Genomic DNA, 15,958 nt, shown 5'->3' with positions numbered 1-15,958 from the left:
GCTTATATGACCGACCGTTACTGTGTCTTTGGTAACCCAATTAAGCACTCTAAGTCGCCGTTAATTCACGAAGAGTTTGCTAACCAAACCCAGCAATCCATGACCTATACCGCCGAACTTGCACCGGTGGAGGGCTTTTCCAGCGCTTGGCGAGAATTTGTGGCAACGGGTGGCCGCGGGGCAAACGTCACCGTACCGTTTAAGGGCGATGCCTTTGCGTTGTGCGATACCTTGAGCCACCGCGCCAAGCGTGCTCAGGCGGTGAATACGCTGATTGTCGGCGGCAACGGCCGCACCTACGGTGACACCACTGATGGCATTGGGCTGGTACGTGACCTCGGGTACCACCGCGTCCCCATCCAGGATAAGCGCGTGCTGGTGATTGGCGCAGGCGGTGCGGTGCGTGGCGTGCTTGAACCGCTGCTTGCTGAGCAACCCCGTGATGTGGTTATCGTCAATCGAACGGCGGAGAAAGCCGCCCAATTGGCAGAAGCGTTTGCCGATTTAGGCACCCTTCAGGGCGGCGGATTTGACTCGTTAGAAGGCCAGTTTGATCTAGTGATCAATGGCACTAGCGCCAGTCTTTCTGGGGATTTGCCGCCGTTACCGGATAACCTATTTAACCAAGGCGCTTGGGCCTACGACATGATGTATGGCTCGGAACCTACGGTGTTTTTACAGTGGGCAGGGCCACGCGGCGCTAAGCTGCTCGATGGTCTGGGTATGCTGGTAGAACAAGCCGCCGAATCCTTTTTCTTGTGGCGTAACGTGAGGCCCGAAACTGCTTCGGTGCGCACACTATTAAGGCAATCTTTGAACGTCGCCAGCGACTAGCTAACTTTCGAACGTTCGACAAAGAAAAGGCAGCCATCGCGGCTGCCTTTTTGCGGTTTTATTTAAGTAATTGATATTGAATGATGAATATATTTATACGGCTTTAAGCTAAGGCCAGCCTAAGAATACTAATTAGTGGTGTTGAGTGGAGCGCTGGTGCAGGCAGCACCGATTGGGCAGCGCTGGACATGCTGGGTGCGGAAGGTCATTCACGCTAGGGTAGTGTGGCTCACTGGCGCTGTGGGGGCTGCTCAATGCGGGCCGAAAGGGGGTTAAGATCAGCGGCAGGTGACTGATGCTCAGCCGACGCAGGGTCTCGCGGAGCAGGGCATCAGGCTCGGGGCGATCTCCAGGTTGAGGCCGGGCGCGCTGAGACCGTGCAGGTGGCCGCTGCTGTAGGCATGCCTAAGTTTAGTGTGATTGAGTCATAGTGAATAGCGCCGATTGTGATTGCCACGCTACCGCCAAGGAGAACAGCACATGCCTTCCCTGGTGGATGGAGCAACATCTGTGTTGCAGTTATTGGTTGAGTTCAGGATTCATATGGTCACATATAGTAATCCACTACCATCGAAGTCAGTGCGGCAAAATATAGATTAACGAAAACCATTATTTTCCAAAATCCATCATCCTTTGGCACTCCCATAACTTGTGGATATAAAAATAAGATTATCATCCATACGGCAAAATATTCCCTATACAGTAGTAAGCTAGTCCATAAAAAAGCACAAAAAAAACAAACTGATATCAATATTTTTGCAGGTATTTTAGTTCCCATGAAATGTTGCCTCAAGAACTCGGTAGACAACTTCTTCGCATTCCACATGAGGATTTTCTTTGATTAGATCCTCCACTGCTACGGACACATCACCATATAAAGCGGTAGGGCCCAAGCCGGTAAGTGTCCCCATGAAAGCTCTTCCAGCCATGAATCCTTCACCGCAGTAATCCTTTACTCTGGAGTTTGCCTCTTCCCGCACAAAGTCATTTGAAGCATACAGCCTAGCTGCCTCATCAATTGTATTACCCCTTGGCCGCAGAAACTGAGTGCAACACCTGAGCATTTCGCTAAGGTGTTGTCCCATGTCTTACCTCGAACTCAGTATTGAAGAACGTGCCAGCATCCAAGTGGGTCAAGCCCAAGGGATGAGCCTTCGGCATATTGCCCAGCTCCTGGGGCGAGCTCCTTCAACCATCTCTCGTGAAATACGCCGTAACCAAATGGCCCAGAACGGTTACTGCGCCCGGTACGCCCAACGTCAGCGAGAAAAGCGTCGAGAGGTCTGTCGTCCTGCGCGTAAGCTTTTGCCAGGCACCGAGCGGTTTGATCTCATCGTGCATATGTTGCGGCGACGCTTGTCTCCCGAACAAATTAGCGGCAAGCTCAAGACGATGAAACTACCTGATTTGCGCGATGCCTACGTCTGCCGAGAGACCATCTACACGGCCATTTATGCCTTGCCTGTTGGCCACCTTCGCAAGGAACTGATTCACTGCTTGCGACAAGGTAAAACCACACGCAAGCCTCGCCGTGGCGAAGTGGATCGACGTGGCCAGATCCCTGACATGGTCAGCATTCACTTACGTCCGCCCGAGGTCAGTAAGCGTGAAATGCCCGGCCACTGGGAAGGCGATCTGATCAAAGGTAAGAATAACGCGTCCGCGGTAGGCACCTTGGTAGAGCTTAGTAGTGGCTATCTGATCCTCGCAAAAATGGACGACGCCACCGCCACCTCCGCCGTAGCAGGCTTTAGTGCTGCTCTGAATCGAATGCCGACCACCGCTCGAAAAAGCATGACCTATGATCAGGGGCGTGAAATGGCACAACATGCAAAAATCACTCAAGAAACCGGCGTTGCGATTTACTTTTGCGATCCCCATAGCCCCTGGCAACGTGGGGCCAATGAGAATATCAATGGCCTTATCCGTCAATATTTACCGAAAGGAACGGACCTTTCAGTACATAGCCAGGAAGAGCTGGACGCCATTGCCTTTGAGCTGAATATGCGACCTCGAAAACGCTTTGGATTTAAATGTCCGATAGAAGTGATGAGCGAGCTGATGGCCAAGTACCATGAAAGCCCATCAACCATCCAATGAGTGTGTTGCACTCAGAGTCTGCATCCGCCCCCTCTATCGTTACTCGCTTCATCTCCTCTCTACCTAACAGTCTCGCATTTCTAGATAGAGTTCTGAGGAAATTAACATTTCCACCTATAACAGATGCAACTCCCTGCCCAAAGCCAATTAAGTGATTACTACTGGCGCTACAGCTCTTAGTTGCTGATTCAGTTTGTTCCACAGATCTGGAAATGCGATTTGACTGTGAATACGGGCCTCCGCCTAATCCATAATGCCCACCGCTCAACCCCAGCGGATCCACCATCCCCGTCTGGTTCGTCACATACCCATACAAATTCGTGCCGCCGTTGAAGCCGATGGGATCCTGGCTGATATAACGCCCCTGCTTGGGGTCGTAGTAGCGGTGTCGGTTGTAGTGCAGGCCACTCTCTTCGTCGTGCCTTCTGGCCCAGTGACCGAGATAGGATGACCGCAGTCATTGCGTTCGATCTGCCAGCGCTGATCGTCGGGGCCGTTGAGGCTCATCGGCTGTCCCAGGGCATCTCGTTCGATGGTCTAGCGGCTACCGTCTGGGGTGGTCTGGCGTTTGCTGACCACATTGGGAAGAGGCATTGTTTAAATGTTGCCTTTCTATGTACGCATCACTACATAGCTACTCCAACACATACACATGGCCATCAATACTGCCAAAGTACAAACGTCCATCGACTACTGCGGGCGAGGAGGCAATACCTGCCTCCGTTTCATAACGCCATTTCAACTCACCAGTGTAGCGGTCAACAGCATACATATAATGATCATAACTACCGAAGTACACCGTGTCCCCTGCAATAGAGGCCGCTCCTCCGACCAGATCGTCTGTTTCAAAACGCCAAATCAATTCTCCATTTTCAACATCCATAGCATTCATATAGCCATGAGTATCTTGCCCGCCCCCGTCATCACCGAAAAATGCAATACGGTCAGCCAGGCTAACCGAAGACATACTAGATGAGTTAATGGGGAATATGGCTTCTTCCTGTCCATTATGCCTGTTTAATTTAACAAGCTGCCTACCTTCTAAATTCCTAGTCAGTGCATAAACACAACAATCTTTTAGAGCAGGCGTACTGAAGAGGGATTCTTTACTGTTTGGAGGGACATATTTCCAATGAGGCACACCATCACTAAGAGACAAAGAATATATTGTCTGTGAGTCATCTTGAAAATAAAGCACCTCATCATAAATTAGAAGTTGCCTGCTTACTCCTGAAATAGGATGCCGCCACCTCTCTTCCCCAGTACTTAAGTCTAAAGAAAAAAGATGATTAGAGGACGCAAGATACACCCTTTCATTGTATATGGCAGGAGACTCCATTCCCGTAATATCATCTGCTTCAAACTTCCAGAGTTCTTCGCCTGAAAGCCGATCAATTGCTATCAAGTATCCTCCATCACCACGATTAAAGTGATACCCAACTAGAAGCAGATCCTCATTTAATGTGATTTGAAAGCTTGGCTGCCCCCCTAAATTTTTTTCCCACAGTACCGAGCCATCTTCCTTATCAACGGCGTAAACGCCTCCTTCAAAACTGACAAAGTACACCGAACTGTCGTACACCAAGGGGGTGCTAAAAACCGCGGAACCAGCATCAAATTTCCATACGAGTTCCGGGCTTTCTTCTGGCCCCAGATCCTCATAAACTCCCGTTCGTTCTAGATTGGCTTGAAACATCACAGAGTCAGCCATACCGAGAGCAGGTATTAGTATCATCACTACAGCACTAGCGGTGAAAGCGAAGGAAAACACGCTTAAAGATTTTTGTTTCATTTAACTCACCTAACTTTTTATATCCACATTATCTGCTGCGGGGTGTTGGAATATCTAAATCAGCAGGATTGGGCATCGCACAGCCTGTAAATATTCCGTTTAGGCCATCATTAATAGATGTGTGGCGGGCAGCGTCTCGTTGAGTCAATTCCCCAACCCTATCGTTATACTCTTCTGCAACGTCTTCTTGGCAGGTGTTAAACTTACCTTCGTTGACATTCTCTTTAGTGCCAAAAATACGTCGGTTTCTTTTTTCTTGGCGGCATAGTTCTAGATCAATAGCTCTAGACTGTCTGGCCGCATCCATTTCTTCCTCCAAGATGTCCGGTAGTTGATCTCGACTATTGTTTAAAGCAACATCCTGGCCAATGCACCAGCCTACATTTCTGACTTTTTCTGCAGTTTGTGCGGCTGTCACAATGGCTCTTGGATTCAACCCCAGCGGATCTACCATGCCCGTCGGGTTGGTGACGTACCCATACAAGTTCGTCCCGCCATTGAGACCGATGGGATCCTGGCTGATGTATCTTCCTTGCTCGGGGTCGTAGTAGCGGTGGCGGTTGTAGTAGAGCCCGCTTTCTTCATCGTGCCATTGGCCTTGGAAGCGGATCGGTTGGGTGACGCCGCGTACGGCGCGTTGGTTGGTGACGGCGGCCCAGTCATCGGGCTCGGCCAGCCAACGGGGTTGGCCGTTGGGGCTGAGCAGTTGCAGCGGGGTGCCGAGGGCGTCAGTGATGTAGGCGCTTACCTGTTTTTCCTCGTTCGCTCCGGCTGTGCCGTTGTTGTGTGAGACGCGTTGGTCAATTCTGAGCATCGGCACAAAGCTGCCGGGTTCGTAGACCACCGTGGTGCGTTGGTTGCTGGTCTCTTCTCGTACGATGCGGTCGCCGTCCCAGCCGTAGTGGGTGGTGGCGGTGGTGCCATCGGTGTGGCTCACGGTTTTGTTGATGCGCCGCCCCAGGCCGTCGTAGCGGTAGCTGGCGTGGCGGGTATAGCCCAGTTTGCTGATGTGGGTCAGTTGCACCAGTCGGTTGGCGCCGTCGTAACCCAAGGTGAGGCGCTCGCCGTCGGGGTGTTCGCGATGGATCAGATTGCCTGCGCCGTCGTAGCGGTAGCGGGTGCCGTTAAGCTGGGCGAGCTGGTTGGTGGCATTAGGTGTGGAGCTGCTCGCGGCACTGCGGTTACCGGCGGCATCCACCGGGTAGCGGTGGGCATCGTGGCCGTGCTGGCTGCCGATTAAGCGCCCGGCCTTGTCGTAGTTATACGCAATGGTCGGGCTGGTTTGGCCTTGCCCTTGTGAATGCTGCTGGGTGCGGAAGGTCATTCTGCCCAGGGCGTCGTATTGGTAGTGTTGCTCACCGGCGCTGTGGGGGCTGCGCAATGCGAGGTGATCCACCTGGCCCGTGGCGGTATAGCCACGCTCTAAGATCAGCGGCTGGGTGTGATCGCCGGTACTAACGCCGGTACTGAGGCTCAGGCGGCGCTGGGTCTCGCGGTGCAGGGCATTGGGTTCGAGGGCGATCTCCAGGTGTAGGTCGGGGGCGCTGAGACCGTGCAGGTGGCCGCTGCCGTAGGTGTGTTTGAGTCTGATGTGGGTCATGGTGGAAGCTACACAGCCACGCTACCGCCAAGGAAAGTAGCCAGTGGCTTCCTTGGCGGTAGCTGGGAAAATGCCCTTGTTGTGGTTCCACTGTAAGCCCAGGGGCTAAGCATGATACCTACCACTTAGTAGCATTAAAAAAGTCACTAACATTGCAAGTGAAGCAAGGATTATGCAGACTTTTAAATATGCGCCATATCTCTCATGGAAGTTCCAGTGCGCTGTAATTATCAATAGAATCCCAATAATTAAATATAAAATAGCTAAACCTTTGTTTACATAAACAACCTGTGATAAAGAATTAAATTTTATAGAAAGCCACAGCCAGTGAAAAAACCTTTCAAAGCCAAAGTAGCAATATAGAGTTAAAGTAAAAAAGGCAAGTAAACGAAAAAAATCCATGTCAATTATTTCCCGTCACTTTAATACGGCCATATCTTATTAGTTGCTCTTTTCGAGAGCTAAATGGATTGCGGCTTTTTGAATTAACTGCTACCGAATCTGTAGCTGTGGAAAGCACGGCTTCCCTCACTTCTAACCAATTACTAGAATCTTTTGCTGCAATACAACCAATAGTCATGCCTGGCCTATGAAGTCGAAATAGATCTCTACCCGATTCTTCATGGATGTCATCCCCATAATTTGAATCCCGAGGTTCTAAGCGAAAAAAATCTGGGTCGGGATGTTCAAGAATATCATATTCTCCATTGGGTATAGGCTCACCATAAGGAACACCTCCAGATCGAAATACTCCTCTTGTTTCTACCCCAGTATTACTATCAATCAACATTAAATCGCCAGTAGAAACATCAAAGGTACCAACAACTTCCAACCCCAGCGGATCCACCATGCCCGTCGGGTTGGTGACGTAGCCATACAAGTTTGTGCCGCCCCTTAACCCAATCGGATCCTGGCTGATATAGCGCCCCTGCTCGGGGTCGTAGTAGCGGTGGCGGTTGTAGTACAGCCCGCTTTCCTCATCGTGCCATTGGCCCTGGAAGCGGATCGGTTGGGTGACGCCGCGTACGGCACGTTGGCTTTTAACTGCGGCCCAGTCGTCGGGCTCTGCGAGCCAGCGGGGCTGGCCGTTGGGGCTGAGCAGTTGCAGCGGGGTGCCCAGGGCGTCGGTGATATAGGCGCTGAGTTGCGTGTCTTGGTTGCCTTGCGGGTCTTGGGTTTCATCAATGCGTAGCATGGGAACAAAACTGCCCGGTTCGTAGACCACCGTGGTGCGTTGGTGGTTGGTCTCTTCCCGTACGATGCGGTCGCCGTCCCAGCCGTAGTGGGTGGTGGCGGTGGTGCCATCGGTGTGGCTCACGGTTTTGTTGATGCGGCGGCCCAGGGCGTCGTAGCGGTAGCTGGCGTGGCGGGTATAGCCCAGTTTGCTGATGTGGGTCAGTTGCACCAGCCGGTTGGCGCCGTCGTAACCCAAGGTGAGGCGCTCGCCGTCGGGGTGTTCGCGATGGATCAGATTGCCTGCGCCGTCGTAGCGGTAGCGGGTGCCGTTAAGCTGGGCGAGCTGGTTGGTGGCATTAGGTGTGGAGCTGCTCGCGGCACTGCGGTTACCGGCGGCATCCACCGGGTAGCGGTGGGCATCGTGGCCGTGCTGGCTGCCGATTAAGCGCCCGGCCTTGTCGTAGTTATACGCAATGGTCGGGCTGGTTTGGCCTTGCCCTTGTGAATGCTGCTGGGTGCGGAAGGTCATTCTGCCCAGGGCGTCGTATTGGTAGTGTTGCTCACCGGCGCTGTGGGGGCTGCGCAATGCGAGGTGATCCACCTGGCCCGTGGCGGTATAGCCACGCTCTAAGATCAGCGGCTGGGTGTGATCGCCGGTACTAACGCCGGTACTGAGGCTCAGGCGGCGCTGGGTCTCGCGGTGCAGGGCATCGGGTTCGAGGGCGATCTCCAGGTGGAGGTCGGGGGCGCTGAGACCGTGCAGGTGGCCGCTGCCGTAGGTGTGCCAGTTAAGGGCCGGTAACTCGCCGAACTGGCTGGCCTGGGGCGCGCCGGTAGCAGTGAGTGTGTGCTGGTGTTGCCAGCTCCACGCCGTGTGTTCGTTGGTGGCGCCTTCGAGGCTGGCATGGCGTTGCTGTTCGCCGATCATCCGTTGGGCGTGGTCGTAGCGGAACGTGACTTCGCTGTGGTCGTTGGTGACGCTGTCCAGTTGCCCATGGGTGCCCCAGTGGTAGTGTTCACTGCTGGCGGGGGCGTGCTCGGTGGCGGGCAAGTGGCGGGTGATAAGACGCCCGGCGTTATCGTAGTCGTACCGCGTCACTAGTGGCTGGCCGTCAGGGCCGGGGCGGTTGGCTTCCACTCGCTCGATCAGTTGCCCGGCGTCGTCGTAGCGGTACTGCTGTTCCCGGCCATCGGGGCCGGTCTCGCTGGCGAGACGGTCCATGGTGTCATAGGTAAAGCGGTACACCGCGCCGTTGCCCAGAGTGAGTTCACTGAGTCGCCCAGCGTCATCGTAGGCGGTGTGCTGCTGACTGCCGTCGGCCTCGATGCGCTGCACCGGACGGCCGTGGTCATCATAGAAGATCTGTTGCCGGAACCCGTGGGGCCCTTCCAACTCGACCAGCCGCCCTTGAGGGTCCACATGGTGGTGCCAGTAATGTCCGTCGGGGAGTTGGGTGGCGACTCGCTGGCCGCGTTCGTCGTGCTGGGTGCGAGTCGTCTCGTTCAGGGCGTTGGTGACACTGGCCAGATAGCCGTGGCGGTCGTAGGTGACGGTGGTACGTTGCTGGGAGCAGTCGGTCTGGGCGGTGATTTGGCCCAGGGCGTTGTACTCGCGCTGGTGGGTGGCCCCAACCGCATCCGTCAGCGTGGTGGGCCGGTCAGGAAGTGACGCGTTCTCATAGGCGAAGGCGGTGGTGCCTTCTGGCCCAGTGACAGAGATAGGATGACCACGGTCATTGCGTTTGATCTGCCAGCGCTGATCGTCGGGGCCGTCGAGGCGCATCGGCTGTCCCAGGGCATCCCGTTCGATGGTCCAGCGGCTGCCATCCGGGGTGGTCTGGCCGACCACCTGGCCGTGGTCGTCGCGCTCGATCAGCGTCTCACGCCCTAGCGAATCAATCGTGGCCACCTTACGCCCGGCACGGTCGTAGCGGAACTCGATGCGTGAGCCGTCGGCGCGGGTGTGGGCTGTCCAGCGTTTGCCGGGGCCGCTGCCCACAAAGTGGAAGCGCTCTTCGCGGCCCAGGCTGTCGGTGACCAGGGTGTGATCCACCTCGTAGCGGTACGACCGCGCCAGGCCGCCGGCTTCCTGTTGACCGATCACGCGGCCATCCGGGGCATGACGATCCCAGGTGTAGTGGGCTTCTATCCCCCCGGGGACGCGATGAGCCGTCAACATATGGGTGTCCCACTCGAACTCGCGCATCACCTCACCGTGGCGGTGGCGCACGGCGATCAGGTCGCCCACGGCACTGAAGGAGTAGCGTACCAACCAGTCATCCGTGGCGCTGCCGTCGTGATCTTGAACCAGCTTGACGACGGTTAAGCGGTAACGAATCAAGTTGAATCCCAGCAACTAATTAAGATCAAGAGGCAAAGTTAACGTCGCTTTTTCTTGTTCTTTTCTCCTTTTTTTCTCTGTAATTCATTAAGCCCGTTACCAGCACTATCTATAAGCACTATAAACGTAGTCACCACAGCGAAAACTGCTGATATACGACTAGTATTCGCCAATATTCCCCATAATGCACCCTCTAAAAAATCGTTGGGTCCAAACACGAGAGCCCCCCCGCTCAAAAAGCAAATCACAAAAGACCATATGCGTATTTTATTTATTAAGGGCATGCTTTTAGTCTCCTGGCTTTTCACGCACGGTTGTAGTGGTTTTACAATGTTGAATGCCACCTGCCATGCCATAGCTTGGTCCAAACCAGCCACTTGCTCCTGCAATGGAGTTACTTCCGACATCAATCGACCCACCACCCCCCTTCATAGCTCCCGCACGCACAAAAGGCCCCCAAGTTTCAGACACTCCGTTTTCAAGAGGCCCAGAGCTAACCCCGATATTTCCTCCAGTGCCTGCCCCTCTAAAAATCCCCAAACCATACTGCTGACACTCAGTTACTACTGTGGCGATATTTCCTTCAGAATCAAACTTAAGCCCAGTTGATACTGTTTGTCCGAATACACCGCCAAACGTTTCAGCCGCGACGTTCGGTTCCACGCTTGTAACAAGCTCCTCGCTCTTCCTTCTCACCGTATTCGATTGACTATAAGGCCCACCTCCAAGCCCATAAACACCACTGAGGCCGAGTGGATCGACTTCCATAATCGGCGACGCCGCATATTGGTAGAGGTTATCTCCGCCATTGAGACCAATCGGATCCTGGCTGATGTATCGGCCTTGCTGTGGGTCGTAGTAACGGTGGCGGTTGTAGTACAGGCCGCTTTCTTCGTCGTGCCATTGGCCTTGGAAGCGGATCGGTTGGGTGACGCCGCGCACGGCGCGTTGTTTTGTGACCGCCGCCCAGTCGTCGGGCTCGGCGAGCCAACGGGGTTGGCCGTTGGGGCTGAGTAGTTGTAACGGGGTGCCCAGGGCGTCAGTGATATAGGCGCTGAGTTGCGTGTTTTGGTTGCCTTGCGGGCCTTGGGTTTCATCAATGCGTAGCATGGGCACAAAACTGCCCGGCTCGTAGACCACCGTGGTGCGTTGGTTGCTGGTATCTTCATGGACGATGCGGTCGCCGTCCCAGCCGTAGTGGGTGGTAGCGGTGGTGCCATCGGTGTGGCTCACGGTTTTGCTAATGCGCCGCCCCAGACCGTCGTAGCGGTAGCTGGCGTGGGTAGTGCTACCGCGCTGAGTGGTTCGGGTTAACGTCACTAGCCGATTGGCGCCGTCGTAACCCAAGGTGAGGCGCTCGCCGTCGGGGTGTTCGCGATGGATCAGATTGCCTGCGCCGTCGTAGCGGTAGCGGGTGCCGTTAAGCTGGGCGAGCTGGTTGGTGGCATTAGGTGTGGAGCTGCTCGCGGCACTGCGGTTACCGGCGGCATCCACCGGGTAGCGGTGGGCATCGTGGCCGTGCTGGCTGCCGATTAAGCGCCCGGCCTTGTCGTAGTTATACGCAATGGTCGGGCTGGTTTGGCCTTGCCCTTGTGAATGCTGCTGGGTGCGGAAGGTCATTCTGCCCAGGGCGTCGTATTGGTAGTGTTGCTCACCGGCGCTGTGGGGGCTGCGCAATGCGAGGTGATCCACCTGGCCCGTGGCGGTATAGCCACGCTCTAAGATCAGCGGCTGGGTGTGATCGCCGGTACTAACGCCGGTACTGAGGCTCAGGCGGCGCTGGGTCTCGCGGTGCAGGGCATCGGGTTCGAGGGCGATCTCCAGGTGGAGGTCGGGGGCGCTGAGACCGTGCAGGTGGCCGCTGCCGTAGGTGTGCCAGTTAAGGGCCGGTAACTCGCCGAACTGGCTGGCCTGGGGCGCGCCGGTAGCAGTGAGTGTGTGCTGGTGTTGCCAGCTCCACGCCGTGTGTTCGTTGGTGGCGCCTTCGAGGCTGGCATGGCGTTGCTGTTCGCCGATCATCCGTTGGGCGTGGTCGTAGCGGAACGTGACTTCGCTGTGGTCGTTGGTGACGCTGTCCAGTTGCCCATGGGTGCCCCAGTGGTAGTGTTCACTGCTGGCGGGGGCGTGCTCGGTGGCGGGCAAGTGGCGGGTGATAAGACGCCCGGCGTTATCGTAGTCGTACCGCGTCACTAGTGGCTGGCCGTCAGGGCCGGGGCGGTTGGCTTCCACTCGCTCGATCAGTTGCCCGGCGTCGTCGTAGCGGTACTGCTGTTCCCGGCCATCGGGGCCGGTCTCGCTGGCGAGACGGTCCATGGTGTCATAGGTAAAGCGGTACACCGCGCCGTTGCCCAGAGTGAGTTCACTGAGTCGCCCAGCGTCATCGTAGGCGGTGTGCTGCTGACTGCCGTCGGCCTCGATGCGCTGCACCGGACGGCCGTGGTCATCATAGAAGATCTGTTGCCGGAACCCGTGGGGCCCTTCCAACTCGACCAGCCGCCCTTGAGGGTCCACATGGTGGTGCCAGTAATGTCCGTCGGGGAGTTGGGTGGCGACTCGCTGGCCGCGTTCGTCGTGCTGGGTGCGAGTCGTCTCGTTCAGGGCGTTGGTGACACTGGCCAGATAGCCGTGGCGGTCGTAGGTGACGGTGGTACGTTGCTGGGAGCAGTCGGTCTGGGCGGTGATTTGGCCCAGGGCGTTGTACTCGCGCTGGTGGGTGGCCCCAACCGCATCCGTCAGCGTGGTGGGCCGGTCAGGAAGTGACGCGTTCTCATAGGCGAAGGCGGTGGTGCCTTCTGGCCCAGTGACAGAGATAGGATGACCACGGTCATTGCGTTTGATCTGCCAGCGCTGATCGTCGGGGCCGTCGAGGCGCATCGGCTGTCCCAGGGCATCCCGTTCGATGGTCCAGCGGCTGCCATCCGGGGTGGTCTGGCCGACCACCTGGCCGTGGTCGTCGCGCTCGATCAGCGTCTCACGCCCTAGCGAATCAATCGTGGCCACCTTACGCCCGGCACGGTCGTAGCGGAACTCGATGCGTGAGCCGTCGGCGCGGGTGTGGGCTGTCCAGCGTTTGCCGGGGCCGCTGCCCACAAAGTGGAAGCGCTCTTCGCGGCCCAGGCTGTCGGTGACCAGGGTGTGATCCACCTCGTAGCGGTACGACCGCGCCAGGCCGCCGGCTTCCTGTTGACCGATCACGCGGCCATCCGGGGCATGACGATCCCAGGTGTAGTGGGCTTCTATCCCCCCGGGGACGCGATGAGCCGTCAACATATGGGTGTCCCACTCGAACTCGCGCATCACCTCACCGTGGCGGTGGCGCACGGCGATCAAGTCACCGACGGAGTTAAACGAGTAACGGACTAACCAGTCGTCCTGGGCGCTGCCGTCGTGGTCCTGGATCAGCTTGACGCCGGTTAAGCGCAGCCCAGCGTCATCAGGCTGGGCGGGAAGGACACGGTCATAGACCAACTGATAGTGACGCTGGGCACTGTCGATCACCCGTACCAGCAGGTCTGCTTCCCAGTGGTACTGGGTGGTATAGCCGTTGCGGTCGCGCTCTTCAATCAGCGGCCAGCGGGCGGTGTCGGTGTCGGTTGTTTCCTCCTGCTCTACGGTGGAAGGTGCAAACACATAATAGAGGCCGCTGGCATCGCTGAGCACAATATGCTCAGGATCACTTCGCAGCGTTTCGTCTAACGCTTGCCAGCGAGACGCGTTGCTCTCTTCATCGACTGAGGCACCCCCACGGCGTATCCATAGCTGCTCGGTGGGCGAGTGGCGCGCCTGACCGGGGGCCAGTGAGCCAAAGGTAATCTCGCGCCCCTGTGCGTCGTGGATAATACAAGCATCCGCGTTGAGGGTGATCGACAGACTCTCCCCAGGCAACGACCAGCCTTGGCCAAGCGCGCCGATGTGCGCATTGCTGGAGAGGTAGCCGCGGCTAAACACCCAGGGCCGTGGCGCCGGTAGCGCAAAATCGGTCTCGGCGGGCAGCAGCTTGGCGCCGAGCAGCGGGTTGACCGGGCTGCCCACCGCAGGCTCGCAGGCGCTGCACTGGTCGGCCAGACCATCGGCGATGTCGATATCCTCCATCGCGAGCGGCGTGGCGGCGATAATATCGCTGACCAGCAGCGGGGTTTGGTGCGGTTCTAGGGTGACGTACTCACTGGCTTCCGAGGCGGCTTCACCCGGTAACCGCGGCAGCACAATGGCGTGGCCGCGGCCACGACCGGGGCTGCCGCCGGAGTTGATCTTGACCATGGCGCCGACGATGGTCACGCCGCCGCTGTCCAGCTTGATAAAGCTGCCGCCCGCGTTAAGGGTAATTTCATTGCCCGCATCCAACACGATCTGGCTGCCCGCTTTGTGGTGCAGTTCACGGCCTGCCTCGACCAACTGCGCCTCGCCGTAGTGTTCATGGCGGGTGTCATCGACCTGGAGGTGATCATCGCCTTTGATCAGGGCGTGGCGTTTGCCGTGTACCGTCAGGTGATCATCGTGGTGGATCTCGCTGAGGCGGTCGTGGTGAACGGTGAGGTGGCTATGTCGGCGGATTTCTTCGGTGCGGTCGTTGAGGGTCAGCAGTTCCAGGTCTTTTTGGGCGTGGAGCCAGATCTGCTCTTGATCGGTTTTGTCGTCAAAGCGCAGTTCGTTAAAGCCGTCACTGTGGTGACTCTGGGTGCGCAAGACGGTACGGGTTTTGTGTTCCGGCAAGGGATAAGGCGGCACGTTCACGGCGTGGTAGGTGCGGCCAGTAATCAGTGGTTGATCCGGGTCGCCTTCTAAAAACGAGACAATAACCTCATGGCCGATCCGCGGTATTGCCATGCTGCCATAGCCGCCGCCTGCCCAGCCTTGGGCAACCCGTACCCAGCAACTGGCGGTCTCGTTGGGTTCGGCGTAGCGGTCCCAGGGAAATTGCACTTTAACGCGGCCATGTTCGTCGCAGTAGATCTCTTCGCCCTCTGGCCCGACCACGAACGCCACCTGAGGGCCATCGACTCGGGGCTTGGGGGCGGGCGTCGGGCGAAAGGGTTGATCCCGCGGCATGATTACCACCTCGTTGTGGTAGCGGGTCATGCCGTCACCCCCTGCGGCATCTTCTTCCAGGGCCTGGGGCTGTTCCCCGTAGTGCACCACCGAGACCACTTGCCATTCCTGGTTCAGGCTTTCCGTGTCGTGGCCGGTAAGGGTAAAGCACAGGCCGGGGGCCAGTTCAGGTAAGTCACTCTCCGCTTCGGCGGTGGTAGCATCAGCGCGCAGCGCTTCCAGGCGGTGACGGGTAAACGGCTTGCCGGAGGCGTCTTTTTTATAGCGCCCTGGGTAATCGAAGTGTTCGTAATCCTCCCGCTGGGCATGTGCTTCCAGGTCGCGAGCCTCATGCTGGTGACGCTGTGCATAGGCGGGGTTCTTAAAGCTGTAATCCTTGAGCGTGGCCAAGGCAGGGCGTACACGCCTGACCTGACGCAGCTTGCGCAGGTGGCGCTGGGGCGGTGTACCGCCCGCACGGCCGTGGTAGGTGCGCTCGCCGATGTTGGGCAGCATGATCGAGGCATCAGCAAACACCAAACGGTGTTGACCGCCATCCGCATTCTCAAACTCGTGAAAGTAGAAATAACCCTCTTCGGCAGCTAAGCGCTCAATAAAGGCCAGATCGGTCTCGCGGTACTGAACCAGAAACTCACGCTCGGCGGGCTCACGGAAGGCAGACACGCCCATATCGGTAAGCCCACGCTCGTTGGCCAGGGTGGTGATGGCATCAAACGGCGCGATGTCTTGAAAGATACGCGAGTTGTGACGCAGCGACAGCCGCCACAGGGCGGGGCGAATCTCGACACGATAAAAGCTGCGGCGGTGACCGCGATCACCGCGATGAAACTCACTGACGATGCCATGCACGCGGCGCAGCGGCTCGCCATCCTGCCAGATCGTCAGCGTGGCATTCTGATCCAAACAATCAGAGGGCGACAGGTCATGGGTACGGCTGGCAAATTCCACCGAGAGCAAAAACGGCGCTGATAGCGCCTCGCGGTGTGTAAAACGCACCACGGCTGTGTCCCTCGCTCCGGGTAGCGAGAGGGTGAATTGTAGGCCCGTTCCCTGTGCCATCGTGCCG

Annotated in this window: 7 protein-coding genes and 1 pseudogene; 2 read left to right on the top strand and 6 right to left on the bottom strand. The window is 57.0% G+C overall.

Annotated elements, in window-relative coordinates; translation table 11 throughout:
• Window positions 1–6: 6 nt before the first annotated feature.
• Entirely contained in the window at window positions 7–834 is an 828-nt protein-coding gene (gene aroE, locus L1X57_RS02530; RefSeq protein WP_009724258.1) for a shikimate dehydrogenase, read from the top strand.
• A 1,083-nt stretch (window positions 835–1,917) separates the two neighbouring features.
• Window positions 1,918–2,934 carry an IS30 family transposase gene (locus L1X57_RS02525; protein WP_234667734.1) on the top strand — a complete coding sequence of 339 codons (1,017 nt, stop codon included), beginning with the start codon at window positions 1,918–1,920 and terminating at the stop codon, window positions 2,932–2,934.
• Here L1X57_RS02525 and L1X57_RS02520 read toward each other — a convergent pair.
• From L1X57_RS02520 to L1X57_RS02495, 6 genes and pseudogenes are all read right to left on the bottom strand, one after another.
• Window positions 2,864–3,391, bottom strand: coding sequence for an RHS repeat-associated core domain-containing protein (locus L1X57_RS02520; protein WP_083817079.1), 528 nt, complete (start codon window positions 3,389–3,391; stop codon window positions 2,864–2,866). The two genes, L1X57_RS02525 and L1X57_RS02520, sit on opposite strands and share 71 nt — an antisense overlap.
• Window positions 3,392–3,568: 177 nt before the next feature.
• Window positions 3,569–4,726: an outer membrane protein assembly factor BamB family protein gene (locus tag L1X57_RS02515; protein ID WP_009724261.1), complete on the bottom strand. Its 1,158-nt coding sequence runs from the start codon at window positions 4,724–4,726 to the stop codon at window positions 3,569–3,571.
• Window positions 4,727–4,754: 28 nt separating this feature from the next.
• Entirely contained in the window at window positions 4,755–6,326 is a 1,572-nt protein-coding gene (locus L1X57_RS02510; protein WP_234667903.1) for an RHS repeat-associated core domain-containing protein, read from the bottom strand.
• Between the two features lie 403 nt (window positions 6,327–6,729).
• Entirely contained in the window at window positions 6,730–9,843 is a 3,114-nt protein-coding gene (locus L1X57_RS02505; protein WP_234667901.1) for an RHS repeat-associated core domain-containing protein, read from the bottom strand.
• Window positions 9,844–10,131: 288 nt separating this feature from the next.
• Window positions 10,132–13,935, bottom strand: a complete 3,804-nt coding sequence (locus L1X57_RS02500; RefSeq protein WP_234668041.1) for an RHS repeat-associated core domain-containing protein — start codon at window positions 13,933–13,935, stop codon at window positions 10,132–10,134.
• A 63-nt stretch (window positions 13,936–13,998) separates the two neighbouring features.
• Window positions 13,999–15,951 (bottom strand): annotated as a pseudogene (locus L1X57_RS02495) (type VI secretion system Vgr family protein); the annotation flags it as partial.
• Between the last annotated feature and the right edge of the window lie 7 nt (window positions 15,952–15,958).

The organism is Halomonas sp. TD01 (assembly GCF_923868895.1).
Taxonomy (GTDB): Bacteria; Pseudomonadota; Gammaproteobacteria; order Pseudomonadales; family Halomonadaceae; genus Vreelandella.
This window is presented reverse-complemented; position numbering and strand designations above follow the sequence as displayed.